The sequence below is a fragment of the Roseateles koreensis genome (assembly GCF_028595305.1).
Taxonomy (GTDB): Bacteria; Pseudomonadota; Gammaproteobacteria; order Burkholderiales; family Burkholderiaceae_C; genus Paucibacter_A; species Paucibacter_A koreensis.
Genome location: NZ_JAQQXS010000001.1, coordinates 24057 through 48993 on the forward strand (window position 1 = coordinate 24057; position 24937 = coordinate 48993).

General features: G+C 62.1%; 19 protein-coding genes. 7 read left to right on the forward strand and 12 right to left on the reverse strand.

Annotation, left to right across the window (positions count from 1 at the left end):
* Window positions 1-22: 22 nt before the first annotated feature.
* Together pepN and prfB are read right to left on the reverse strand one after the other, a co-directional pair.
* Window positions 23-2770 carry an aminopeptidase N gene (pepN, locus tag PRZ01_RS00110; RefSeq protein WP_273594723.1) on the reverse strand — a complete coding sequence of 916 codons (2748 nt, stop codon included), beginning with the start codon at window positions 2768-2770 and terminating at the stop codon, window positions 23-25.
* 117 nt (window positions 2771-2887) lie between these two features.
* A protein-coding gene (gene prfB, locus PRZ01_RS00115) for a peptide chain release factor 2 (protein WP_273594724.1) occupies window positions 2888-3992 on the reverse strand; the annotation gives its coding sequence in 2 pieces (ribosomal slippage) (window positions 2888-3910 and window positions 3912-3992; 1104 coding nt in all).
* A 205-nt stretch (window positions 3993-4197) separates the two neighbouring features.
* On the opposite strand from prfB, the gene PRZ01_RS00120 reads away from it, so the two are divergent.
* Window positions 4198-4509, forward strand: coding sequence for a DUF4212 domain-containing protein (locus PRZ01_RS00120; RefSeq protein ID WP_273594725.1), 312 nt, complete (start codon window positions 4198-4200; stop codon window positions 4507-4509).
* A gap of 36 nt (window positions 4510-4545) precedes the next feature.
* Here PRZ01_RS00120 and PRZ01_RS00125 read toward each other — a convergent pair whose 3' ends face one another.
* The gene (locus tag PRZ01_RS00125) at window positions 4546-5496 is read right to left on the reverse strand and encodes an alpha/beta fold hydrolase (protein ID WP_273594726.1); all 951 of its coding nucleotides are present in this window, start codon (window positions 5494-5496) and stop codon (window positions 4546-4548) included.
* A 117-nt stretch (window positions 5497-5613) separates the two neighbouring features.
* On the opposite strand from PRZ01_RS00125, the gene PRZ01_RS00130 reads away from it, so the two are divergent.
* Window positions 5614-6093 (forward strand): GNAT family N-acetyltransferase, encoded by a 480-nt coding sequence (locus PRZ01_RS00130; protein WP_273594727.1) that lies wholly within the window; start codon window positions 5614-5616, stop codon window positions 6091-6093.
* 22 nt (window positions 6094-6115) lie between these two features.
* On the opposite strand, the gene PRZ01_RS00135 is transcribed toward PRZ01_RS00130, so the two are convergent.
* From PRZ01_RS00135 to PRZ01_RS00145, 3 genes are read right to left on the reverse strand one after another with little or no spacing between them, the layout of a single operon-like run.
* Window positions 6116-6892 (reverse strand): DUF2987 domain-containing protein, encoded by a 777-nt coding sequence (locus PRZ01_RS00135; protein WP_273594728.1) that lies wholly within the window; start codon window positions 6890-6892, stop codon window positions 6116-6118.
* A 54-nt stretch (window positions 6893-6946) separates the two neighbouring features.
* A complete protein-coding gene (locus PRZ01_RS00140) occupies window positions 6947-7534 on the reverse strand; it encodes a hypothetical protein (protein WP_273594729.1) in 588 nt (195 codons plus the stop codon).
* Between the two features lie 48 nt (window positions 7535-7582).
* The gene (locus PRZ01_RS00145; RefSeq protein ID WP_273594730.1) at window positions 7583-8050 is read right to left on the reverse strand and encodes a carboxymuconolactone decarboxylase family protein; all 468 of its coding nucleotides are present in this window, start codon (window positions 8048-8050) and stop codon (window positions 7583-7585) included.
* Between the two features lie 297 nt (window positions 8051-8347).
* On the opposite strand from PRZ01_RS00145, the gene PRZ01_RS00150 reads away from it, so the two are divergent.
* On the forward strand, window positions 8348-8566 hold the full coding sequence (locus PRZ01_RS00150) for a hypothetical protein (RefSeq protein WP_273594731.1): 219 nt from the start codon (window positions 8348-8350) through the stop codon (window positions 8564-8566).
* A gap of 38 nt (window positions 8567-8604) precedes the next feature.
* Window positions 8605-9099, forward strand: a complete 495-nt coding sequence (locus PRZ01_RS00155) for an SET domain-containing protein (protein ID WP_273594732.1) — start codon at window positions 8605-8607, stop codon at window positions 9097-9099.
* 55 nt (window positions 9100-9154) lie between these two features.
* Here the strand turns inward: PRZ01_RS00155 and PRZ01_RS00160 are convergent, their stop codons facing one another.
* Together PRZ01_RS00160 and alaS are read right to left on the reverse strand one after the other, a co-directional pair.
* Window positions 9155-9862, reverse strand: a complete 708-nt coding sequence (locus PRZ01_RS00160; RefSeq protein WP_273594733.1) for a UPF0149 family protein — start codon at window positions 9860-9862, stop codon at window positions 9155-9157.
* Between the two features lie 77 nt (window positions 9863-9939).
* Complete coding sequence (gene alaS / locus PRZ01_RS00165; RefSeq protein ID WP_273594734.1) at window positions 9940-12567, reverse strand: alanine--tRNA ligase; 2628 nt, start codon at window positions 12565-12567, stop codon at window positions 9940-9942.
* A 210-nt stretch (window positions 12568-12777) separates the two neighbouring features.
* Here alaS and PRZ01_RS00170 point away from each other — a divergent pair, with 210 nt between their 5' ends.
* On the forward strand, window positions 12778-14265 hold the full coding sequence (locus tag PRZ01_RS00170) for an NAD-dependent succinate-semialdehyde dehydrogenase (protein WP_273594735.1): 1488 nt from the start codon (window positions 12778-12780) through the stop codon (window positions 14263-14265).
* Window positions 14266-14409: 144 nt separating this feature from the next.
* Here PRZ01_RS00170 and PRZ01_RS00175 read toward each other — a convergent pair whose 3' ends face one another.
* Window positions 14410-16833, reverse strand: coding sequence for a TonB-dependent receptor (locus PRZ01_RS00175; protein WP_273594736.1), 2424 nt, complete (start codon window positions 16831-16833; stop codon window positions 14410-14412).
* 781 nt (window positions 16834-17614) lie between these two features.
* Here PRZ01_RS00175 and PRZ01_RS00180 point away from each other — a divergent pair.
* Window positions 17615-19384 carry a bifunctional metallophosphatase/5'-nucleotidase gene (locus tag PRZ01_RS00180; protein ID WP_273594737.1) on the forward strand — a complete coding sequence of 590 codons (1770 nt, stop codon included), beginning with the start codon at window positions 17615-17617 and terminating at the stop codon, window positions 19382-19384.
* Between the two features lie 29 nt (window positions 19385-19413).
* On the opposite strand, the gene galA is transcribed toward PRZ01_RS00180, so the two are convergent.
* Window positions 19414-22374: a beta-galactosidase GalA gene (gene galA / locus PRZ01_RS00185; protein WP_273594738.1), complete on the reverse strand. Its 2961-nt coding sequence runs from the start codon at window positions 22372-22374 to the stop codon at window positions 19414-19416.
* 267 nt (window positions 22375-22641) lie between these two features.
* Here galA and PRZ01_RS00190 point away from each other — a divergent pair, with 267 nt between their 5' ends.
* Complete coding sequence (locus tag PRZ01_RS00190; protein ID WP_273594739.1) at window positions 22642-23184, forward strand: PEP-CTERM sorting domain-containing protein; 543 nt, start codon at window positions 22642-22644, stop codon at window positions 23182-23184.
* Window positions 23185-23340: 156 nt separating this feature from the next.
* On the opposite strand, the gene PRZ01_RS00195 is transcribed toward PRZ01_RS00190, so the two are convergent.
* Together PRZ01_RS00195 and PRZ01_RS00200 are read right to left on the reverse strand one after the other, a co-directional pair.
* The gene (locus PRZ01_RS00195) at window positions 23341-23877 is read right to left on the reverse strand and encodes a PaaI family thioesterase (RefSeq protein ID WP_273595032.1); all 537 of its coding nucleotides are present in this window, start codon (window positions 23875-23877) and stop codon (window positions 23341-23343) included.
* A 67-nt stretch (window positions 23878-23944) separates the two neighbouring features.
* Window positions 23945-24913 (reverse strand): alpha/beta fold hydrolase, encoded by a 969-nt coding sequence (locus tag PRZ01_RS00200; protein ID WP_273594740.1) that lies wholly within the window; start codon window positions 24911-24913, stop codon window positions 23945-23947.
* Window positions 24914-24937: the final 24 nt, after the last annotated feature.

Here is a 24937-nt window from a genome sequence, read left to right on the forward strand (position 1 = left end):
CGAGGGGAGGGCGTCCGGACGATCAGACGGCCTGGGTGGCCACAGCAGGGGCTGCGGGTGCCGTGTCTGCATCCGGGGCCGAGGCCAGGGCGCGGGAGATGATTTCGCGAACGTCGGGCGAGAGATCTGGCTTGGCCGACACGCGCCGGATCGCCAGCAGCGCCGCACTTCGATAGGGCTCGGCGAGCACATTCCAGCGGTCCATCACGCGTGCCAGGCGGCTGGCCACTTGCGGGTTGATGGCGTCGAGGGCCAGTACTTGCTCAGCCCAGAACACATAACCCGCTGCATCAGCGCGGTGGAAGGCAGCCGGGTTGAACATGCACAGCGAGAAGATCAGGCTGCGCGCGCGGTTGGGGTTCTTCAGCGTGAAGTCCGGGTGTTGCATCAACTGACGCACACGGGCGAAGGTGCGGCCCGATTTTTCACCCGCCAATTCCGGTGTGCGGCCTTGCAGCGCAAACCACTTGTCGATGACCAGGGCGTCGTCCTTGAACAGTTCATGGAAGCGGGCCAGGGCCGGTTCGGCCAGATCGGCGTGGGCGGCCACCAAGGCCGACAGGGCGCCGAGGCGCTCGGTCATGTTGCCGGCGTCTTTGAAGCGTTGGTAGGCGCGGCCCGGCCAAACGGTGTCGCCCGTGCTGCGGGCATCCAGCACCAACATGGCCAGGGCCAGGTTGGCCAGCGCACGGCGGCCGCTGGAAACCGGGTCTGGCGTGTAGCCGGTTTTGATCTGGTTGGCTTCGAAGGCGGCGGTCCAATCGTCGCGCAGGGCTGCAGCCATTTGAACTTGGGCGGCTTCCACGGCGGCGTGGATGGCCTGTGGGTCGACCACATCCAGTTGCTCGGCAATATAGGTTTCGCCCGGCAGGGTCAGAGTGATTTCCTTGAACGCGGCGTCCAGCTCGGGGTGACGCAGCACCTTGCGCACGGCGTCGAGATAGGCGGCGTCCAGTTGCAGCGGCGTGCCGCTGCGCACGGCGCCGAGAATGCGATTCAAGGCCAGGCGCTGGCCGGCTTCCCAGCGATTGAAGGCATCCACATCGTGCTGCAGCAGCACCAGCAGTTGGGCGTCGCTCAGGCCGTCGTCCAGCACCACCGGGGCGGAGAAACCACGCAGCAAAGAGGGCACGGGCTCGCTAGTCACATGGATGAAGACATAGCTCTGCTGGGCTTCTTCAAGCACCAGCACTTGCTCGTTCAACACTTCGGTGGCGCCTTGCAGTTGCAGAGGCAAGACCTGACCCTCTTGGCTCAGAAGGCCCAGTGCCACCGGGATCACCTGGGGCAGCTTTTGATCTTGCCCAGGTGTGGCGGGGTTGTGCTGGGTCAGCGTGAGGGTGTAGGTCTGGGCCGCTGCGTCGTACACGCCTCGGGCTTGCACGCGCGGCGTGCCGGCTTGTGAATACCAGCGCTTGAAGGCATCCAGGCGAACGCTCAAGGCCGAGCCGGGGTTGGCGTCGGCAATGGCTTGGGCAAAGTCATCGCAGGTGACGGCTTGGCCGTCGTGGCGCTCGAAGTAGAGGCTCATGCCCTTTTCGAAACCGGCGCGGCCTACCAGGGTCTGGTACATGCGCACGACTTCCGAGCCCTTGTCGTAAACCGTGGCGGTGTAGAAGTTGTTGATCTCGGAGTAACTGTCAGGCCGCACGGGGTGGGCCATAGCGCCGGAGTCTTCAGGGAACTGGGCGGCACGCAGCTGGCGCACATCGGCAATGCGGCAAACGGCGCGTGCCGAGGGGCTGCCCGCCATGTCCATGCTGAACTCCTGATCGCGGAAGACGGTGAGGCCTTCTTTCAGCGAGAGCTGGAACCAGTCGCGGCAGGTGACCCGATTGCCAGTCCAGTTGTGGAAGTACTCGTGGGCGACGATGGACTCGATGCGCGAGAAGTCTTGGTCGGTGGCCGTGGCCGGCGACGCCAACAGGGCCGAGGTGTTAAAGATGTTGAGCCCCTTGTTCTCCATGGCTCCCATATTGAAGTCGGAGACGCCCACCACCATGAAACGGTCCAGGTCCAGCGGCAGCTTGAAGCGCGCTTCGTCCCACACCATGGAGGCGATCAGCGAGTTCATCGCATGCTCGGTCTTCTCCAAATCGCCCCGGCGCACATACACCTGCAGCAGGTGTTCTTTGCCGGCGCGTGTCTTCACGCGTTGTTCACGGGCCACCAGGTCGCCCGCCACCAGGGCGAACAGATAAGAGGGCTTGGGGAAGGGGTCGTGCCACTTGGCAAAGTGGCGCGCCTTGTTGCCGGCTTCTTCCAGGTCACCGGACTCCAGCAGGTTGCCGTTGCTCAGCAGCACCGGATACTTGCTCTTGTCTGCACGCAGGGTGACCGTGTAGATGGCCATCACGTCCGGGCGGTCGAGGAAGTAGGTGATGCGGCGGAAGCCTTCGGCCTCGCACTGCGTGAAAAAGCTGCCGCCCGAGGTGTAGAGCCCGCTCAGGGTGGTGTTTTTCTCGGGTGCGCAGGTGTTGCGCAATTCCAGCGCGAAGTCGGCGTCCGGTGCGTTGTCGATGATCAGCTCATGACCTTCCTGGCGGAAGGATACGCTCTCGCCGTTGATCAACACGCGCAGCAGATTCAGCTCTTCACCATGCAGGCGCAAAGCACTGTGGGCGACCGCGGTGTTGCGTTCGACTTGCATCCTGGCGGTGACCAGGGTCTTGGCGGGGTCCAGGTCGAACGTCAGGTCGACGGTACGAATCCAGAACGCCGGCGCTTGGTAGTCTTCACGGCGAATCAGTGTGGCAGTGCCTTCACGCATGGCGGGCATCCTTGTGGGTTGAAGGAAAGTTCAGGGGCGGGCTTCATGGGCACGGCCTGGCGGATCTTTGTGGGAGCCGGAGGTGGCCGTGTCGATGTGCCTGCATGTCAGGGCAGGTCAGACGCCCTGTTTGAGGCTGGCGGAGATGAAGGCGTCGAGGTCACCGTCCAGCACCTTCTGGGTGGCGGAGGTTTCGTAGTTGGTGCGCAGATCCTTGATGCGGCTCTGGTCCAACACATAACTGCGAATCTGGTGACCCCAGCCCACGTCGGTCTTGGTGTCTTCGAGCTTTTGCTGCTCTTCGGCACGCTTGCGCATCTCGTGGTCGTACAGACGCGAGCGCAGGCGCTTCCAGGCCACATCGCGGTTGCTGTGCTGGCTGCGGCCGTCCTGGCACTGCACCACGATGCCGGTCGGAATGTGCGTGAGGCGCACGGCTGAATCGGTCTTGTTGATGTGCTGGCCGCCAGCGCCCGAGGCGCGAAAGGTGTCGGTGCGCACGTCGGCCGGATTGATGTCGATTTCGATCGAGTCATCAATTTCTGGGTAGACGAAGAGCGAGGCAAAGCTGGTGTGGCGGCCGCCCGACGAGTCGAAGGGGCTCTTGCGCACCAGGCGGTGCACGCCGGTTTCGGTGCGCAGCAGGCCAAAGGCGTACTCGCCTTCCACCTTGATGGTCGCGCTCTTGATGCCGGCCACGTCGCCTGCGGTTTCGTCTTCCAGGGTGGCGGTGAAGCCCTTGCGTTCGCAATACTTGAGGTACTGGCGCAGCAGCATGCTGGCCCAGTCGCAGGCTTCTGTGCCTCCGGCACCGGCCTGGATGTCGATGAAGCAGTTGCTGGGGTCGGCCGGGTTGTTGAACATGCGGCGGAATTCCAACTGCTCGACGATTTCGTTCAGCTTGGCGGCGTCGACCTCAATGGCTTCCAGGCCCTCAAAGTCCTGTTCTTCCTTGACCATCTCGTACAGCTCGGTGCTGTCGGCCAAGTTACTGGTCAGGTGGTCGATGGTGCTGACCACGTTCTCCAGCGTGCGCTTTTCCTTGCCCAATTCTTGGGCGCGCTTGGGCTCGTTCCAGACACTGGGGTTCTCCAGCGCGGCGTTGACTTCGTTCAGTCGCAGTGCTTTGCGATCGTAGTCAAAGATACCCCCTTAGCGCGTCAGTACGCGCTGTCAGGTCGGCCAAGGTGGTGCCGATGGTGTTGATGCGTTCGATGTCCATATGAAATCCTGTCAGACCTGTGAGTCAGCCGCGTGTGCAAAGCGCGTCGCCAACCTTGCGCGCGCGGAATCCGCCATTTTTACATGAGCTGCATCCCGGGCGAGGGGCCGGCCCGAAACAGTTCCCAGGGCCGCGTGGCGTTAGCGGTGGAGGGCGTCTGCTTTGCGTGGCACGTGGCGCCCCATTTGGGGCACACTTGCGAGCCATGGATCTTCGCAATTTTGAGACTCCCGATCAGCCCGCACCCCGCCGCGCAGCGACCCCTGCCGCGCATGTGCGCTATTGGCGCCGTACCTGTCAGTTGACCTTGGCACTGTTGGTGCTGTGGGCGCTGGTCAGTTTTGGTCTGATCTATTTCGCACGCGAGCTGTCGTTTGAATTCTTCGGCTGGCCTTTTGGCTTTTGGGTGGCCTCGCAAGGTGCATTGCTGGTATTTTGCTGCATCGTGGCGGGCTACGCCTGGACCATGAACCGGCTGGACGATGCGGCACTCGGCGCCGGCCGAGACATCATCTGAACGTCTGGCGAACCTCCGCCCACCTTCAGCCAATCGTCAGCCCAAAAAATCTTCTAGCGCCCGTGCTAGCGCATCGGGCTGGTCGTGGTGCAGCATGTGGCCGGCATCGCTCAGGCCTACACGGCGCAGGGATTGCACCAGGGCTAGGCGTTCTTCGAAATCGCTGCGCGGGTAGCGCTTGCCGAACCAGCGCATCATGTCGGTGTCATGGCCCTCCACCCACAAGGTGGGTGCGGTGATGCGTGCCCAGCAGGCCATGGCTTCTTCGCGCCGGTAGAGGGCCGGGTTGGTTTTTTTGTGGGCGGGGTCGGCCAGAATGCGCCATTCCTGGCTGCCATCGGGCAAGGTCGCTTGCGCGGACCAGCGTGGCGCCAGCCAGGCCGCTTTGTCGGCGGAGAGCCGGGGGTTGGTCTTGCTCAGGCGTGCAGCCACATCGTTCAGGCTGGCATAGGGCTTGAGCTGCGGGGCTTGCTTGAGCTCATCCAGCCAAGTCACGAGGCGTTCAGGCGCAGCACTCGCCTGGGTATCGGGCAGGCCAAAGCCTTCCAGGTTGATCAGTCGGCGGATGCGTTTTGGGCGCACACCGGCATAAGTCATGACGATATTGCCGCCCATGCTGTGACCGAGCAGGTCTACGGGCTGATCGGGACTTACGGCGTCCAGCAGCGCATCAAGATCGCCCAGGTAGTCGGGAAACCAGTAACTGTCAGCCCCCCCGGCATCGCTCAGGCCGAAACCGCGCCAATCCATGGCGACGATGGGTCGATTTTCTTGCATCGCGTCGATCACGAACTGGAACGACGCGGCAACGTCCATCCAGCCGTGCAACATCACCAGCAAGGGACGCTCAGGCGTGAAGGCGCTTGCGGCGTCACCATCCCAGCGCAGCAGGTGGTGCTGCAGGCCGCGCAAGAAGATGAATTCGCTGCGGGCAATGCGGCGGGGCGAGTAAACGGGGGGCGAGGCAAGGGGGGTGTCAGGCGTCATGCCTGAAATATAGGGGAGTGCAGCGCCGGGTACTGTCGAGCGCGTGACAGGGGGGGGGGCGGCGTCGCCCCTGCCGCGGGTGACATCGCTGTCGTGTGAAGTGTGCAGAATAGCGCCATGACTTCATACACCTTGCGCCCTGCGGAAGCCCGCGACGTTGCCGTTCTTGTGACTCTGGTCGAAGAATTGGCTGAATTTGAGAGCCTGACGCACATGCTGGCGCTGACCCGCGAAAGCCTGCACCAGCACCTGTTTGGCGACAAGCCGGTGGTCGAGGCCCTGGTGGGTGAGATCGATGGCGAGGTAGAAGGCTTTGCTCTTTTCTTCACCAATTTCAGCACCTTCCTGGGCAAGCCGGGCCTGTATCTTGAAGATTTGTACGTGCGTGCCGCGCACCGCGGCTCGGGTCTGGGCAAGGGTTTACTGACCCGCCTAGCGCAGTTGGCCGTTGAGCGGGACTACGGGCGCTTTGAATGGAGCGTGCTGGACTGGAATGAAAATGCTATTCGCTTCTACGAGCGCATGGGCGCCACCGTGCTGCCTGACTGGCGCATCTGCCGCATCAGCGGTGCGGCGTTGGAGAAGTTCCGGCCCTGATTGGGACAGGTCGTTTGTGCTGTCACCGGCTCATCTTGACGCTGAGCTTGCTGCCAGCAGGCGAAATCAAACGAGCCGAATCGGGCCACCGCTCCTGGCCTGACAGCACGGTGCAAAAAGGGCGAAGCGGCGTTTGGCTCTTCTCTTGATGGGGGTCTTTTTCCTGGGGATCTGCGGCCAGGGGCAGGGCCATGGTTTGTTGGCCCTCGGGCCACTCGAGTTGCCAGGCTGCCGCGGGGCTGCAGATGCGCACGCCTTCGACCTGCGGCATCATCCAGCGCAGGTAAAAGGGCAACATCTCGGTGCGCAGGCTGTGGCCCACGCGCATCATGCGGCGGACGGTTTTCATGTCCAGTTGATCGGCCGTCACGGTCAACTCCAGCGTGCCCATGATGTGCAGGCTGCCTTTGGTCTGGTTGGTGGCCAACTCCGCATTTTTGGCTTGATCCTCGGGCAGCAGGGGCAATGAGAAAGTGCCATCGGCCGCCAGTGGTATGGGCAGGTAGCGCTCGTCGGTGGCGAGCGCCAATTTGGCTGTAAGCACCGGTTTCTTCGTGTCTTTGGACATCACTTTGAAGTCCAGTCGCACCAGCCCTTCACCCACCCGCTGCAGCTTGGTCAGCACCTCGTTCATCTCTGCGTAGGGCATGATGGCTGGGTCTTTTTGCAACTGCACCGTGACGGTTTCCAGCTGTTCGGTGGCGGGCTTGGCGTCCTCGGCGCAAGCGCTGAAGGAGCAGGTCCACAAGACCGCGCAGACCAGTGCCTGATGAAGGTGAGAGTGAGTGCAGCGGTTCATAGAATCGAGGGTCGGTGAGGGGTGGAAGGATGGCGTAGCCGTTTGAATAACGCATTACTTGCTGCACTGACCGCGCAGCTCTGCCAGCAGGAAAAAGGGCGTGCTGAGCAAACCCAGGCCGCCGCCGAGATACTCACCCTTCACGCAGTCGCCATGGCCGGCCTGTTGCACGGATTGCGCCAGTTTTTGCTGGGCGTTGACGGGCTCATCACCCATGGCTGAAGCTGCCCGTTCGGACAACAGGGGCGCGCGGGCCGCCTCGCGGAGCGCGTGGCGCGTGGCCGCACTGTCGAGCAGTCGCGCTGTTGGCGGCGCGATACTTGCCGCCGGGCCTGCGATGGGGCTGGGTGCGGGTGCTTCGGTCGTTTGTACGGCAATTGCCGGCGCCCCAGGCGATTCCTGTGTGGGGAGATGATTTTGACGATCGACCGGCGGCGCGCTGATTTCCCGCTGCGCTGGTTTGGGCGCGGCCGTTTGCGCCTTCAAGAGCCGCACCGCAACGAGCGTGCTCTGCCTCGTGTGCACGGCGGCGGGTCGAGGCGTTGCAAGAAGGTGCTGCAGAAATAACAGACCCGCCGCATGCAGCAGCGCGAGCAGGCCCAGCAGAAGGGGGCGCCCACGTGAGCGGGTATCAAAAGCCATCGGGCCGGTCATTGCGGATGCGTCAGGGCTGGCTGGGCACCCTTGACGTCATGGTGTGCCGGCCTTGATGGGCGGCGCAAATCGCAGCGCCTTGCCAATTCGGTTCCATGCATTGATGTGGGCGATGGAGGCGGTGAGAAAGCTCAGATCGCCCGGGCCAAATTCAGCCAGCGTCTGCTGATACAGCGCGTCGCTGATGTCGCCTCGTGCGGACAGCGTGAGTTGTTCGGCATAGGCCAAGGCCACGCGCTCGCGGTCGGAGTAGACAGGGGCGTCGTGCCAGGTGGCCAGCAAGTCCAGCTTTTCGGCGGGCACCTGCAGGCTGCGGGCCAGATTCAGGTGAAACTGCAGGCAAAAAGCACAGCCATTGAGCTGCGAAGCCCGCAGCTTGATCAACTCCAGCAGGTCTTTGCCCAGCCCGGACGTGCCGACGGCCTTGCCAATCGCCGCCAAGCCCTCGGGCACACCGGGTGCGAGTTTGGCGAAGTCGGCATAGGAAATGCGAGGAGCGGTCATGGTGCGGGGTCCGTTCAATCAGAGTGGTCGCATTATTGACTCGCTGTGCGCGAGCGCAGACCGTCGCGATCCTGCAAGTTTGGGGGGGGGGCAAGGGGGCGTTGATGCCCAACTGCAATCGCAGTTGCAACTGCAGCCGCAGCCCATCGGCTGAAACCGCAGTTCGTCGCTTGGGGGTGGCGATTGCCGGCACTTGCCGGAATACTGCTCGACTTCAAGCCAGCATGGCGCTGGTGGAGGTGTCGAATGTCGTCCAGCCGTCAACGCAGCAACAATGGGTTGCCAAGAGCCTTGCTCATGGCCGTGATCCTGAGCACAGGCACTCTGTTGCCCTTGGCGGCCCAAGCCAGTGAGGTCGTCAAATTGGCGCGTTTGGTGATCACGGGCAAACGCCTGGGTGCACCCATGGCCTCTCGCTCCGGCGGACCCTCCGGCCCCCGGCCGCAGATTGTCAGCCAGCAGAGCGACGACGAGGCCTCGCCCGACGGGCGGCGTGGGGTTTTTCGCCCGATTTGAGGACGAGCTGAATAGAGCCGGGCTGCGACAATAACGTCATGCCCCGCCTGACCGAAATCCAGCCCCCCGCACCCTCTCCGTCAAAACAAGACGAGGCGCCCATTCGGCCCGCCAAGGGCCAAGTCTTGCCGGCCGAGCGATTTGCGCTGACGGTAGCGGATAGCGTGATCGATGGCTTGGGGGTTTTTGCGGCCGAGCCCATTCCTGCGCGGCGCAAGATTGGCGAATTGCGCGGTGAGGCGATCTCGGTGCGGGAGGCCAGGCGTCGTGCCAAGGGCCGGGCCCGAATCCACATTGTTGAGGTGTCGGAGACACGTGCGGTGGATGCTACCGACTCGAAAGACGCGCTGCGGCACATCAACCACAGTTGTGCACCGAATGCGCAACTGCGCATCAGCCAGGGCCGCGTCGAGTTTTATGCATTGCGCGATATTGAGCCCGGCGAGGAGTTGAGCTGCGACTACGGCGAAAGCCACCACGAAGGGCGGCTGCGTTGCCGTTGTGGCGCGCCCAACTGCGCAGGGCGCCTTTGAACCAAGTCGCCCTGGGTGCCTGGGGCAGTCTTGGGGTTGTGGCGCCCCGGTGGGATCAGGACAAGGTTTGGCCCGGCGCCGGTTGCAGCCAGAACAGGCGCAGGTCTTGGGCGGAGAACAGGGCGTCGTCCAACAACACGTCTTGGTCGATGACGTCGTCCGGCTCGTACTGCTCAGCGATATAGGCCTGGCGCTGGTCGCCTGGCGGCATGGCAACGGCGGCGACCGACATCAGCATGGCATCCAACATTTGGCCCGCTTCGCTGTCGCTGTCGTGCACGTACCAGGCTTGCTCATTGTCTTCAACGGCTTGCATGAAGCCTTCCACCCACATCACGCCGGGCGGGGGCAGTTCGCTCAGCTGCTCTTCTGTCAGCACGCCCTGGGCCAGCAGGTCAGCCTTGGTGGCTTCGTCGAACTCGGTGATCAGCGGCGTGAGCAAAATCGCTTCCGGGTCGGCGGAGAGGGCTTCGGGGTCGAGGCTGTCGGCGATTTCGTTCCAGCGGGTCATCAGCACTTGCATGAACTCTTCGGTGGCGTCTTGTTCGTCCAGTACGGCGGCCCAGTTTTCGCCAAAGAGGCCGTCCATGGCGGCGATGGGGCTGTGCACCACCGGCCCGCAGATCAGCGCGGTCATGTAGCCGTCGAGCGTGTCGATGGGCACGGCGTCCATGTCTTCGGGCGTCGCGGCCACGAGGATCTGCAGCAGCGCGGCCAGGCGCTCCGCGTTGGCGTGGTCGATGTCTTGGTAAGCGTCGGTCATGATGAGTCCTTCAGAAAGAACAAGGGCTCTCGGTTCGATTGACGAGAGCCCTTGAGAGTGTCAGTTGAATTTAGAAGTTAAAGCCGTTCAGTGACCCAGGCTTGCACGCCCGCAAGGGCGGCGGGCAGGGCGGCCGGGTTGGTGCCGCCCGCCATGGCCAGATCGGGTTTGCCGCCGCCTTTGCCGCCCACTTGCTGGGCGACGAAGTTGACCAACTCGCCGGCCTTGACCTTGCCCGTGCTGTCAGCCGTCACGCCCGCGGCGAGTTGCACCTTGTCGCCATCTACGGCGGCCAGCACGATGGCGGCACTCTTGAGCTTGTCCTTGAGCTTGTCCATGGTTTCGCGCAGGGTCTTGGCGTCAGCACCGATGAGGGTGGCGGCCAGCACCTTGACCCCCTTGATGTCGACGGCCTGGCTCAGCAACTCGTCACCCTGGGCGGAGGCCAGCTTGCTCTTGGCGGCGGCCAGGTCTTTTTCGACAGTGCGCAGTTGCTCAAGCACGGCCTGAACCCGTTGTTCCAGCTCGTTAGGTGCGGCTTTGAGCGTGCCGGCCACGGCGTGCACGGTGTCTTCCAGGCCTTGCAGATAGGCCAGGGCGTTGTCGCCGGTGAGGGCTTCCACGCGGCGGATGCCTGCGGCTACGCCAGATTCGGCCACGATCTTGAACAGGCCGATGTCGCCGCTTGCCTTGACGTGCGTACCGCCGCACAGCTCTTTGGAGGAGCCGATGGACAGCACGCGCACGGTCTCGCCGTACTTTTCGCCGAACAGCATCATGGCGCCGCTCTTTTGCGCGTCGTCCAGATTCATCACATCGGCGCGGGCGGCGGCATTGGCCAGAATTTCAGCGTTGACCAAGGCCTCGACCTTGCGGATTTCTTCGGTCGTTACCGGCGCGTTGTGGGCAAAGTCGAAGCGGGTGCGGTCGGTCGTGACTTGCGAGCCCTTTTGCTGCACATGGGCGCCCAGCACCTCGCGCAGGGCCTTGTGCATCAAGTGGGTGGCGCTGTGGTTGCGCACGGTTTTGGCGCGGGCCTCGGCGTTGACACGGGCGCTGAAGCTGTCGCCCACCTTGATGGCGCCTTCCAGCACGCGGCCGGTGTGGCCAAATACGTCGGCCTGGATTTTCATGGTGTCTTCCACCGCGAAGCGGGTGCTGGCGTTGCGCAACTCGCCGCTGTCGCCCGCCTGGCCGCCGCTTTCGGCGTAGAAGGGGGTGTGGTCGAGCACCACCACGGCGTCATCACCGGCCTTGGCTTCGTTCACCCATTGACCGTCGATGTAGACGGCGGTGACCTTGCTGGTTTCGCACACCAGATGGTCGTAGCCGTGGAAGGTGGTTGCAGCGCCCTTGTACTCGAGGCCTTGGGTCATCTTGAACTTGCCGGCGGCGCGGGCTTGCTCGCGTTGGCGGGTCATGGCCGCGTCGAAGCCGGCTTGGTCCACGGTGACACCGCGTTCACGGCAAACGTCGGCCGTCAAGTCAACCGGGAAGCCGTAGGTGTCGTGCAGCTTGAAGGCCGTTTCGCCGTCGATCTGTGCGTCGCCCTTGGCGAGCGCCGCTTCGAGGATTTCCATGCCATTGGCGATGGTCTGGAAGAAGCGCTCTTCCTCCTGCTTCAGCACCTCGGTCACACGGGTTTGGGCTTGGCGCAACTCGGGGTAAGCGTCGCCCATCTGGGTGACCAATTCGCCCACGATCTTGTGGAAGAAAGGCGTGCGGGCGCCCAGCTTGTAGCCGTGGCGGATGGCGCGGCGGGCAATGCGGCGCAGCACATAACCCCGACCCTCATTGCCCGGGATGATGCCGTCGACGATGGTGAAGCTGCAGGCACGAATGTGGTCGGCAATCACCTTGAGCGAGGCGCTTTCGGCGTCGCAGTTCAGTGCGCCAGCTTCGTCCACCGCCTTTTTGGCGGCCTCCAGCAGGGCAACGAAGGTGTCGATGGAATAGTTGGAGTGCACGTGTTGCAGCACGGCGGCCAGGCGCTCCAGGCCCATGCCGGTGTCCACGCTGGGCTTGGGCAGGCGGTGCATGACACCGTCTTCCGTGCGGTTGAACTGCATGAAGACGTTGTTCCAGATCTCGATGTAGCGGTCACCGTCTTCGTCCGGGCTGCCGGGAGGGCCGCCGGCCACTTCAGGGCCGTGGTCGAAGAAGATCTCGGTGCAGGGGCCGCAGGGGCCCGTGTCGCCCATCATCCAGAAGTTGTCGGACATATAGCGTCCGCCCTTGTTGTCGCCGATACGCACGATGCGCTCCGCCGGTACGCCGACCACCTTGTTCCAGATGTCGTAGGCCTCGTCGTCTTCGGCGTAAACGGTCACCCACAGCTTTTCGGCGGGCAGGTGGAAGTGCTCGGTCAGCAACTCCCAGGCAAAGCTGATGGCGTCGTGCTTGAAATAGTCCCCGAAGCTGAAGTTGCCCAGCATCTCGAAGAAGGTGTGGTGACGCGCGGTGTAGCCGACGTTGTCCAAGTCATTGTGCTTGCCGCCTGCGCGGATGCACTTCTGGCTCGTGGTGGCGCGTGAGTAAGCCCGCTTGTCGAAGCCCAGAAACACGTCTTTGAACTGGTTCATGCCCGCGTTGGTGAACAGCAGCGTTGGATCATCGCCGGGCACCACGGGGCTGGAGGCCACGATCTGATGTCCTTTGGATTCAAAGAACTTCAAGAAGGTTTGACGGATTTCTGCTGCTTTCATGCGGCGGCTGCTTTCGGGTCGGCTGAATATTCGGGCGCCGCGGGTGTCGGCGGCGCAAAAAACGCGGGCCTGGCCCGCGTCATGACTGGTTTCGCTTGTCGCCGATTATATGGGTGGCCCCTGGCCCGATGAGGTGGGGGCGCCTCAGTTAGAGTGCAGGTACAAGGGCGGGCCGCTCGTGCCTGAGCCTGAATTTTTGGAGTTTCGACCATGACCAGCAAGACATCCCCGCTGTCCGCCCTGAACGACGCCAGCCTGTTGCGCACCCAAGCCTTGATCAACGGTGAGTGGGTCAGTGGCGCCAGCCAGTTTGCCGTGACAGACCCTGCTACGGGCGAAACCCTGGCTGATGTGGCCAACCTGGGTGCCAGCGAGGCGCAAGCCGCCATTGACGCAGCCCAAAACGCCTGGAGTCCCTGGCGTAGCAAAACCGCCAAGGAGCGCGCCGCCATTTTGACGCGCTGGTCGCAACTGCTGCATAAGCATGCCGATGATCTGGCCCGCATCATGACGGCCGAGCAAGGCAAGCCCCTGGCCGAGGCGCGCGGCGAGGTGGCCTACGGCGCCAGCTTCATCGACTGGTTTGCGGAAGAGGGCAAGCGCGTCTACGGCGAAACCATTCCCACTACCGACAACAACAAGCGTTATTTGGTCATCAAGCAGCCCATGGGCGTTTGCGCGGCCATCACGCCCTGGAATTTTCCGATCGCCATGATCACCCGCAAAGTTGCGCCAGCGCTTGCCGCAGGCTGCACCGTGGTGATCAAGCCGGCGGAGGCCACCCCGCTGTGCGCCTTGGCGGTGGCCGAGTTGGCCCAACGTGCTGGCATGCCAGCCGGTGTGTTGAACGTGCTGACGGCGGACGCCGACAACTCGGTGGCCATTGGCCACGTGCTGTGCGACAGCGATGTGGTGCGCCATCTCTCCTTCACGGGCTCCACGGAGGTGGGCCGCATTCTGATGCGCCAATGCGCCGGCACGGTGAAAAAGCTGTCACTGGAGTTGGGCGGTAACGCGCCGTTCATTGTGTTTGATGATGCAGACCTCGACAGCGCAGTGGAGGGCGCGATTGCCAGCAAGTACCGCAACGCCGGCCAGACCTGCGTTTGCGCCAACCGCCTGTATGTGCAGGCCGGTGTGTACGACGCCTTCCTGGAAAAGCTGACGGCCAAAGTCAGCGCACTCACGGTGGGCAACGGGTTTGAAAGTGGCGTGAACATCGGGCCGCTGATTGATGATCAAGCCATGACCAAGGTGCAGCGCCATGTGGATGACGCGTTAGCCCTGGGGGCGCGCCTGCTGGTGGGCGGCAAGCCGGCCAGCGCAATCGGTGCGCAGTTCTTTGAGCCGACCTTGCTGGCGGATGTGACGCCGGCAATGCTGTGCTCGCGTGAAGAAACCTTTGGTCCCCTGGCGCCGGTGTTCAAGTTCAACACCGAGGCCGAGGCGATTGCGCTGGCCAACAATACCGAATTCGGGCTGGCCAGCTATTTCTACAGCCGCGACATTGGCCGTATCTTCCGCGTGGGTGAAGCGCTGGAGTACGGCATGGTGGGTGTCAACACCGGCCTGATCGCCACGGCGGAAGTGCCTTTTGGAGGCGTCAAGCAATCGGGCCTGGGCCGCGAGGGCGCGCACCAAGGCATGGACGATTATGTGGAAATCAAGTACCTGTGTCTGGGTGATATCCAGAAATGAGCGTTTGAGTTGCCGCTGATCTAGCGGCGCAGACAGGAAAAATGCAACCGCTGATCCAGCGGTGAGAAAAAAAAGCAGCCGCTGATCCAGCGGCTGCTGCGTTTCGGCACCTGGGGCCTTGTGGGCCTCAGGGTGCTGCCGAAATCAGTTGAAGTCAGCGCTCAGGCTGATGGACACAAAGCGCGGTGCGCCGAGGTAGTAAGCGGGTGTGTCGGCCTTGACCTTGCCCACGGCCACCGCGTTGATGCGGGTGCCGGAGTTGGAGTTGCGGTATTGCGTGTTGGCAATGTTGCTGACGTTGAAGCGCAGTTGCGTGTTGCTCATCACGCCGACGTTGCCGAAGTTGTAGCCGGCGTCGAAGTCGCCCACGGTGTAGGCCGGTACTTCCTCGTCGTTCAATAGCGTGGCGTATTGCTTGCCGGTGTACTTGAGTTTGACGCGGGCATAAACCGGGCCCACCGCGTACTGCAGCGAGGCGCCGAACAGGGTCTCCGGTGTCAGCGCGAACTGTTTGCCATTGGTGGCGATCACTTGCTGCTGGTTGTCCGACCCCAAGGCCGAGATGTCGTTCTTGATTTGGCTCTTTTGCAGCGTGGCCGAGGCGTAGGCCGTGAAACCGCCGATTGGGGCGTTACCGATTTCGAACTCCAGGCCTCGGGTGTTCACATTGCCGGCATTGGTATAGGTGCTGGTTTGTGAGGCCGAGTCATAGGCGTTGGCCTGGCGGTCCTTGAAGTCGGCGTTGAAGAAGGTGGCCGACAGCGACAGGGCGCGGGTTTGCAGGCGGTAGCCTACGTCCGTCATGACGGACGTTTCAGCCTTGGTGGCCGTCACCAGAGTCACCTGGCCCGTCGTGGGGTCCAATTTCACGTTGCTGCCGGTGAAGGCGAAGTTGGGCGGTGCGCGGAAGTTTTTGCCCACGTTCATGAACAGCTGTTGGCTCTTGTCCAGGTTGAAGCGCACACCCGCCTGAGGCAAGAGTTCGTTGAAGCCCTTGCTCATGTTGTAGGCGGTTGTGAAGTTCTCGTTGACGTAGTTCGTGACATCACGCGTCACGTGCGGTGCACGCAAGCCGACGGTGAACAAGCCGCGCTCGCCCATGAAGCTGATGCTGTCCGCCGCGTAGGCCTGGTAGGCGGTGCTGATGGTTTTCCAGTCACGGCCTTCGTAGGTGGATCCGTCAGGGCGGGTGATCTGGCCGCTTTGCAGCCAGATGTCGCTAGGGTTGCCAGCGGCATCCACGGCCACCGCGGGCTGGGTCTGGCGGTGGGTGGCGCGCTCGTACCAGAGGCCAAATTTCAGCTGATGGGCACCCATCGTCTTGTTCACTTCTGCCGTCACGCCGGGGCGCGAGGTCTTGGTCACGCTACCGCGGGCCACGATGATTTTGTCCAGCGTGTCGCCGTCGCCGTTGAGGTCAACGCCCGCACCCGTTTTGCCGGTGCTGGTGTTCAAGAAGGCTGTTTCAGACAACACGGCCTGCTGCGTGCCGCCGGTGCCGAAGCCGGTCCACAAATAGGGCTGCACCTTGAGGTAGGTGTCTTCGGCCAGCTTGAACGAGCCGGAAACCGAGGCCACCACGTTCTCGAAGGGGTTCATCGAGAGCTTGTAGTAGGCCGGGGTCGGGCCGGTTTCAACTTGCGCCGTGCCCTTGACACCCGTCAGATGGCCAGGCGTGAAGGTGGACGAGAAGTCGCCGTTGTAGCCGTACGTGTTGAGCTGCGCCAGCGTGGGTGCGAAGAAGTTGTTGTTGATGGCGCGGTTGTAAAGCACCGTGCCCAAGATGGTGCTGTCGGGCGACAAGTCCCAGCGGAAGCCGGCGTCCACATGGTCCTTCTTGGCCGAGCCTTCGCCCTTCCATTTGTCGGCCTGGGTGTGCGAGTAGCTCATGAAGAGCTTGAACTTGTCATCGGCAAAGCGGCCGCTGTCAAAGCGCACAAACGTGCGGGTCAGTTTCAATCCACCCAGGGTTTGCGAAACGCGCACGCGGCGTTTGTCTTCAGGGTCGCAGGTGTTGATGCTGATATTGCCGCCGGTGGCGCCGGAGTGAGGGGATTCAACATCCGGGCTGCCCTGGGTCACGCTTTGGGTGCAAACGTTTTCCTGATCCACATATTCTTGCGGATAGACCGAGTAGCTGCCCGAGTCATTCACCGGCACGCCGTTGACCGTGAAGCCCAATTGGTCTGAATTGAAGCCGCGCACCGTCAAGCCGCCGCCGAACAAGCCGGTGGCGTCGTGGTTGAAGGTGTTGATGCCGGGCAGCAGGGCCAGTGCCTGGAAGGGGTTGCCGGTCGAGCGGTCTTTTTCCGTGGCGGCTTTGGTGACGGTGCTGCGGCCTTTCACGGCGTCTTCGTTGAGCATTTGGCCGGCGCCGAGCTTGCCGCCTTCACCGACGATGGTGATGGTGCCCAGGCGCACGCTGTCCTCTTTGGCTCGCGGCATGCCGCTGTCAGCTTCCTCGGCCGCAGCCGCTGCTGGAGCGGCGGCTTGGGCCAGTGCTGCCGAGGAAGCGAGCAAGGTGATGGCAATGCTCAGCGCTGTTTTCGAGAAAAGGGAAATCCCCATGGCTTGTGTACTCATGTCTGAAAAAGTCCTCAATGCGAAACAAAACAAAACTTAGAAATTCAGTTGGATCACTTGTTGGGGTGACCTGGCACAAGCAAACGTTTGCTTGTTTTTGACTTCGCCCAAAAATTCATCGAAATGCAGTGGATCAGCTTGCCCAGTTGCCGCGCCCAACAAGGGTGCAGCGCACGCATCAATTCAAGCCATGAACCCGCAGGCGCGCTCGTTTTTGATGCACGAAAACGTTTGCGGATTACTACTTCAGGCCAAAATTGACCTTCAAAGCGGGCGCCCAGTAGACGCTTCGACCCTCAAGGACAGCACAAGCAAATGGCGATGCGTCAATGGATCGTCATAAGCACAATGCATGCCACGCTTGATGGCGACCCCGGCGCAGTGCACTCCATCTTGTTCTCGGAGGGCATCCGCAGGGCACCGCTTTGGCAAGCCAATCCCAGCCCACACGCAAGTGCAAGCAGGGACTGCGACCGCGATTTTGAATTGTGAATATTCTGGTTTGGTGACATGTGCCATTTGGACTAGAACTTGTTGCATTGCTGCGACAGGTTGCGTTTCGTATGTCTTTTCGCAGGGGCAATTTGGGGCGTTAATATCCGCCGCCTGAGCATCGGAGCCGGCCGAAGCCGGTCGTGGTCGCCAATGGCTTTGACATGATTTTGTCGCCTATATGCTTTCTTCTGTATTCAAGATGGGTCGTTTTGCCTTTTAAAACTCAAGAGAGTTTGGGTGCGACCGGTCATCCACCTGTTGGAGTTACGCCTTGCTGTTCACCGCCCGTATGTCCGCATTTGTCCAGTGGCGCCGCACCGGCGCCAGTCTTGCGTTGGTCAGTTTGCTGGCCGCCTGCGCCCAACCCGGGTCAACGCCGGCCGATGCCAAGCCCCCAGCCGCCGCAAGTGCCGCGGCCTCTGTGCCTCAGGCCGTGTTGCTTCGCGCACCGCTCACCCATGAGCTGAGTATTTTTTCGATCAACGATTTCCACGGCAATATCCAGTCACAGTTGCCGACACCCTTGTCGCCGCGCTTGCCCGACGCGTATTCGGGCGAGTTGAAGGCGCAGCCGGCGGGCGGCGTGGCTTATCTGGCAACAGCCATTCGGCGCTTGCGGGCCGAGCGGGCGAATTCGCTGTTCGTGGCGGCTGGTGATTTGATCGGGGCGTCGCCGCAGATTTCCTCCTTGCTGAAGGACGAGCCCACGCTGGCCGCCTTGGGACAACTCGATTTGGTGGGCAGTGCATTGGGCAACCATGAGCTGGATGCCGGCTTGCCGGAGTTGCTGCGCAAGGCGCACGGCGACTGCTTGCCCCAGGGCTGTTTGTGGCCTGATTTCAAGGGGCCAGGCTTTCCGTACCTGGCGGCCAATTTGTTGGACGCCAAAACTGGGCAAACCATTTTGCCGAGCTACGTCATCAAGCAGGTGGATGGGGTCAAGATTGCGTTCGTGGGCGCGATCACCAAAGACACGCCATCGGTGGTGGTGCCGCGTGCAATTGTCGGCCTGCGTTTTGCGGATGAAGCGGCCACGCTCAACGCTTTGGTCCCGCAACTTCGGGCCGAAGGCGCGCAGCTTTTGGTGGCCGTCATTCATGAGGGCGCCGAGTACCGCGGTGCCGCCAATGATCCCAGTTATGCCTGTCCGGGCCTGCAGGGGCGTGGGGTGGAAATTGCGCATGAGCTGGACGCCGCCTACGGCCTCATCATCACAGGGCACACCCATCAGGCGTATACCTGCAAGGTGGCAGGGCGCTTGTTGGTGCAGGGTGGGAGTTATGGGGGATGGATTACCGAGAGCCGGCTTACGCTGGACGGCGCCGGCAAGGTGCTGGATGCACAGGCGATCAATCACCCCGTCTTGCAATCGCGTTATGTGCCGAGCCCCGAGTTGGCGGCTTTGGTGGACCGCGCGGCGGCCTTGACCGCGCCGGTGCGACTCAAACCGGTGGCCTTGCTGGCGGAGGGGGCGAACCGCGCCATCAAGCCGCCCTTGGGGGATTCAACCTTGGGCAACCTGATTGCTGACTCGCAACTGGCTTATGCCAAGAAGCATGGCGGGGCGGACATTGCACTGATGAACACGGGCGGTATCCGCGCTGATCTGGTGGTGGAGCCTGGCCAGCCGGTGACCTTGAGCGATCTGGTGGCGATTCAGCCCTTTGGCAATGAGTTGGTGGCGCTGACACTGACCGGGGCGCAGCTGCGGGAGTTGCTGCAACATCAATTGCCCAAGGGTGACAGTGCATGGCGCTTTTTGCAGGTGTCCAGCAGCCTGCGCTACCACTGGCATTCGGGGCCGGACGGCCAGCCGCAGTTGGGTGAGGTCAAGGTGAACGGGCAGCCTTTGCAGGCGGCGCGCGCGTACCGCGTGGTCGTCAATAACTTCATGGCTGAAGGGGGCGACGGCAACAGCATTTTGGGCCGAGGCCGCGAGCGGGTTACGCTGGGCCAGGACATCGACGCCCTGGTGGCTTGGTTGAGCGACAACCCGGCGGCTGTGTCCCAAGCCAAGGCCGGGCGCATCGTGCGTGACTGATCCATTGGGGTTGGAGCGTACCGGTGATTTCAAGGCGGCACGCTCGGCCCGGTGGGTGCCTTGAGCAATTGCACGGCTCCGATGATGCCGCCTGCCATGCCGGCGTCGGATTGAATCACGACCCGCAATTCCCGCAGCACCGCGCCTGCAGGCAGTGGCAGGGTCAGGGCCTGGGGTGCGGGGTCGGTTTTGCGGCCGAGCCATTGGCCGTCCAGCCACACCTCGGCGCGACCCTGGATGGCGGCAAACGCCAGCACACCCCGGCCGTCCGCCACGTCGTTGCGGGGCGTGAACCGGGTGCGGTATTGCTGCCAAGTGGCTTGTGCTGATGCCGCGCGCGTCATGGGTGGCGCGCCCCATCCCCAGGTGTTCATGTCTTGGTCAGCCAGGGGCTGCGGCGGGCCCGGCGGGCGGCTTGTGAGTGGAGAAGTGCGCCACTCCGTCAGCCGGGTGGCGGGCGGATCTTGCTCAGGCGCGAACGCAGCGGGCAGGGCATGGTCAAGCAACGCCGCCGGGTCTGTGCCGAGCCTAGAGGCTTTGACGGGAAGCTTCAAGACTGCCGGCGCAAGGCCTTCGGCTTGAGCTTCAATCTCAATCTCCCCCGGCGTGGTGGTGAAATGGCTTTGCACAATCACTTGCGCCAGCCCGTGGAACAGCGAGCGGTGGGCACCTTTTTCATCCTCATGCGAGAGCGGGTCGCCATTGCCGTGGCCCAGGCTGCGGCCCGCGCCGCGCACCTCAATGTGCACCCGTGTTTGTGCGTCGGGTACGGCGCGGCCTTGCGCGTCGCGTACCCACAGCGTCACCGGCACGGCGTCTTGCCCGTCACCGGCCAGGGCGGGGCGATCGGCCTGCAGCGCCAGTGACACCCCTGGCCCGGTGGTTTCAACTGCGTCTCTTGAAACTTCGTGTTCGTGGTCGTAGCCCACCGCCTCCAGGAGGCCGGGTGCGTAGGGCACGTCAAAGCGCGCCACGCCAGGCCGGTCAAGGTGTTGCGTGCCAATGGGTTGGCCATTCAGCCTCAAGACCACGCGTTGGGCGTTGCTCATGACCATGACGGGAATCATCTGCCCGGCCTGCCCCGGCCAGCTCCAATGCGGCTCGATGTGCAGCACCGGGCGGTCTTCGCGCCATTGAGCTTGCCGGATGTAAAACGCCGACTTGGCAAAGCCGGCCAGGTCCATGATGCCGAACATCGAGCTCACTGCCGGCCAACTTTGGGGCGTGGGCTCACCCCGGTAATCAAAGCCGGTCCAAGCAAATCCGCCGGCCATGAAAGGGCGTTCGGCCAGCATCGTCCAAGACGCCCGGTGGTTGAGCCCCCAGTCCGCCGCGTGCTCGTCGTCCGCCGGGATGCGGTCCGGGTCGTGGCTGGGGGCGTACACGCCGCGCGTCATGAAGGCGGAGGCATCTTCCGTGCTGATCAGCGGCGTTTGGGGGCGCTCCGCATGCAGGCGGTCGTAGTCGGTGTGCTGGTAGTTGAGCCCGATCACATCCAGCGCATGGCTGGCGTTCAGGTCACTGAAAAAGCCGCCATTCATGGCCGCAGTGACAGGCCGGGTCGTGTCCAGCGCTTTGACAGCGGCAGTCATTCGCCGGGCAATCTCGTAGCCGGTCTCGCCCCCTTGCAAAGGCTCTTCATTGAACAGCGACCACAAGATCACGCTGGGATGGTGGCGGTCTCGGCGTACCAGCCACCGCAGTTGCTGCAGCGTCTCAGGATCGGCGCCGAAATGCCGGTTTTCGTCCATCACCATCAAGCCGAGTTGATCGGCCAGATCAAGCGCTTCAGGCGGAGGCGCGTTGTGGGCGAAACGAACCGCGTTGGCCCCCATCGCTTTGAGCCGCTTCAACCGGTAGGCCCAGATCGATTGAGGCACTGCAACACCCACGCCAGCGTGGTCTTGATGGATGCAAACGCCCTTGATTTTGAGTGGTAAGCCATTGAGAAAAAAGCCTTGTTGGGCGTCGAACTTCAGCGTGCGAAAACCGGTGTGCCAGCTGCGGTGTTCAAGCACCTGGCCCTGTCGCAGCAGGCGTAAATGCACCTGGTACAGCTGCGGGTGGTCGACTGACCAGCGCTGGGGGGCCGTCACGTCGATGGGTAAGGCTGTTTCCAGTGAAGATTGCGCCGCGACGTGTAATTCGGCGCGGCGTTGCTCCACTTGGCGCCCCGTGGGGTCCAGCAGCGTGACTTCCAACGTGGCCGAGGCCGGTGCGGGACCGTCGTTGGCGAGCGACACAGCCATGGGCAGGCGCCAGCGGTCCTTCGCTGGGGCATTTTTTAGCGGCGTGGGTGTAGGCATGGGGGTGAGATGCAGCCCATCCGTGTGCAGATGCAAGGCGTCGGTTTGCGACAGCCACACATGGCGATAGATGCCCGCACCCTCATACCACCAGCCCTCCATGGCCTCGGCATTCACACGCACGGCGATGGTGTTGATTTCATCGCCAAAACGCAGATAGGGCGTCAGGTCGAGGTGGTTGGCGGTGTAGCCCGAAAAACTGCGGTGCAGCAGATGCCCGTTGAACCAAATTTCGGCTTGGCTGGCAATGCCGTCGAACTGCAACTCGATATGGCGCCCGCGCTGCGCGGCATCCACCCGAAGATAGCGCCGGTACCAGGCCAATCCCCGGGGGCGATAGCCTTGGTCCATATTGGCGCTGGGATCAAACGGCCCTTCAACCGCCCAGTCATGTGGCAGGTCCAGCGTGCGCCAGTTCGAGTCGTCGAAGTCAATGCCAGCGGGGCCGCCCGCATAGCCGGCCTTCATCTGCAGATAGGTCTGCTCGTGGCCAACCGCCGGGCTGAGCGGCAAATCACCCTGATGAAAACGCCAACCTTTGTCCAGCAGCAGCGGGGTGTCCATAGCCAGGGCCACGTCCAGTGACGTGAACCCCACGAACCCGACGAACACCATGAGTAAGCAGCGCCAAAGCCCTGCAAAGTGAGCCAAGCGTGCCAAGCGTGCCAAATGAAAATCTCCCATGTGTCGCGTCCATGCCAGTTTGGCTAAAGCTCGCGTCAAGCGCACGGGCTCCAGCTTCAATGTACGAAGACGACGGCTCCTCGATCTATGTTGTTTTTGCGTCTAGATATGTCAAATGATGGCGGGCAAAGGGTGCGTGACAGCAGTCATGTGTCGAAATTTTTAACACTTCTGCGCGGCAAACAAGGTAAGTTATTGATTTTATTGGATGGAACAAATATTACTTTTTTATGACAGTCAAATCAAACACCACTGAGGAACACTGACATGTCTACTAAAAAAGTTGCACTGTTCGCTGCCGTTGTCATGAGCCTCGGGGCTGTTGGCGCCGCCAATGCCTCCTTGGTTCAGAATGGAAACGGAACCTTCACTGATACGAGTACGGGCTATCAGTGGCAGAACATCAGCACATTCTGGGGTGTTCAAACAGTGTCCATGAATGCCTTGTTGCTGTCAGGCTTCCAGTTCGCCAACTTGTCCCAAGTTCAGCAACTTCAGGCAGATGCCCCTGCAATTGCCGCAAACTTTTACGCTGACGCCGCAGCTATGGGTGCTCCCCAGCCGACACCTCTCAATCGCGATTTGATCTGGGGTGTCTACGGCGACCTGAGTGAATACACTTGGAAATGGAGCACTAATGAAAGTGGCGTTTGGGCCTATTCTCAGACCGATGTCGGGAGTTACCCAGACATGGGCGCTTTCGCTGTCAATACCAATCCTGGCACCGTCCCTGAGCCTGCTGGCTTGGCACTGCTGGGCTTGGGTTTGGCTGGCTTGGCGACGATCCGCCGCCAAGGCAAGAGGGCCTGATCAGTCGTCAGGCTGCAAAAAAAAGGGCGCCGCGGCGCCCTTTTTTTGCGCCTGAAGTTGTCGCGACGCTGTGACGACAATTGAGCAGGAAGGGGCAAGGCCATCAGCCCCATCGATGGCAGGGCGCTGAAGAACTTTGGGTCGCCTCCCTTGTTTTCACTTCTGAATCGGATGATCGAAGATGAGGCAAGTTGTGCTTGCATGGGCGTACAGCTTTCCATCCGGTCCGACGATCCGGCCTTCCGCCGTGGCGGTTTGGCGACCCGCATGGATTAATTTTCCTTCGGCGCGGACGAGCGGGACTTTGTCAGTCAAAGCGCGCACCATATTTACCTTCAATTCAAGCGTGGTGTAGCCTTTTCCTACCGGCAAGGTCGAGTGCACGGCGCAGCCTACGGCGGTATCGAGCAATGTGGCGAACCATCCCCCATGCACCGTTCCCAAGGGGTTGTAATGCCGGCGGTTCGGCCGACCCTGGAAAACCACCGCGCCATGCTTAATGCGAATCGCAACGAAATCAAGCGTTTCACCGATGGGGGCGGGGGGGATTTTTCCTGACCGTATCCCCTCAAAGAATTCCATGCCGGAGAGACCCGCGAGTTGATCTTGCGGCGCAATATCGGGCGCAATCAGATTCGCGCATGCTTCCTCTTCTTCGGCCATCCACTGGGCTACAACCTGTTCGACATTCATGGAAATATCCTGGGTCAAATATTGCTGAAACCGCTGGAGTTGCTTTTTCACGCGCGAATAGCGACAGCTATCGAGCGAGAAACTCAAGCGTGCTGCGCACGAAATCGGCATGGAACTGAAAGATGCCGCCGTGACCCGCATCGGGGTAAATGATCAAACGGCTGTTCGGCAACCGACGCACCAGGTCGTAGGAGTTCGTTGTTGGCACCATTCGGTCAGCCTCGCCGTTGACGACGAGCACAGGCTGTTTGATCACGGAAAGGTCGGCCGGCCGTTTTTGGCCCCAGGCGCTCAGCGCCTGCAACTGCGCGATGTAGGCCACTATGCTGATTTCTTTGTCACGGTTTGCGGTGCGTTCATTCAATCGCGCCAGAAATGCTTGACCTGCTTCGATGCCATTCGGGGTGCGGGTGAAGAACAGGAATTGCTTCGGGTCCTGACCGCTCAACAAGCCTCGCATGAGGTCGTAGTTCGCGACCCCGGCAACGGCGCTGATGCCTTCGCCACCCGCTGGGCCGGTTCCTGCAAGAACCATTTTGCGCACGAGTTGCGGCTCCTTCAGCACCATTTCCTGGGCAATCATGCCGCCCATTGAAAACCCCAAAAGGTCAACCTGCGTGAGCCCCATGGCTTTGATGAAGCTGAGGGCATCGTCAGCCATTTGCTCTATCGAATTCGAGGGTGAACCACTGGATGCGCCGACCCCCCGGTTGTCGAAGGCGATCACATGGTGCTTCGCAGCAATGCCGTCCATGATCCGAGGATCCCAGTTGTCGAGAACTGCGGCCAGATGGACCAGGAACACCACGGGCGTGCCGCCATTGCTTTTTCCAAGCTCGCGGTACGCGAAGTTCACGCCGCCCGCCGTGATGGTTTGGGTGGGCACCGTCCGCCAGGAGTCTCCCGGCACCTGGCTGGGCACCTGCAGCTTTTGGGGGCGGCCTGCAGAGACCGGTTCGGCCGCTTCGACGGCTGTTGAAGGCAGTGTTGTTGCGATCGTGATCCCGAGCACCATAGCTTTCAAAAAATGTCGCATCGGGTGGGTTCTCATAGGATGGGC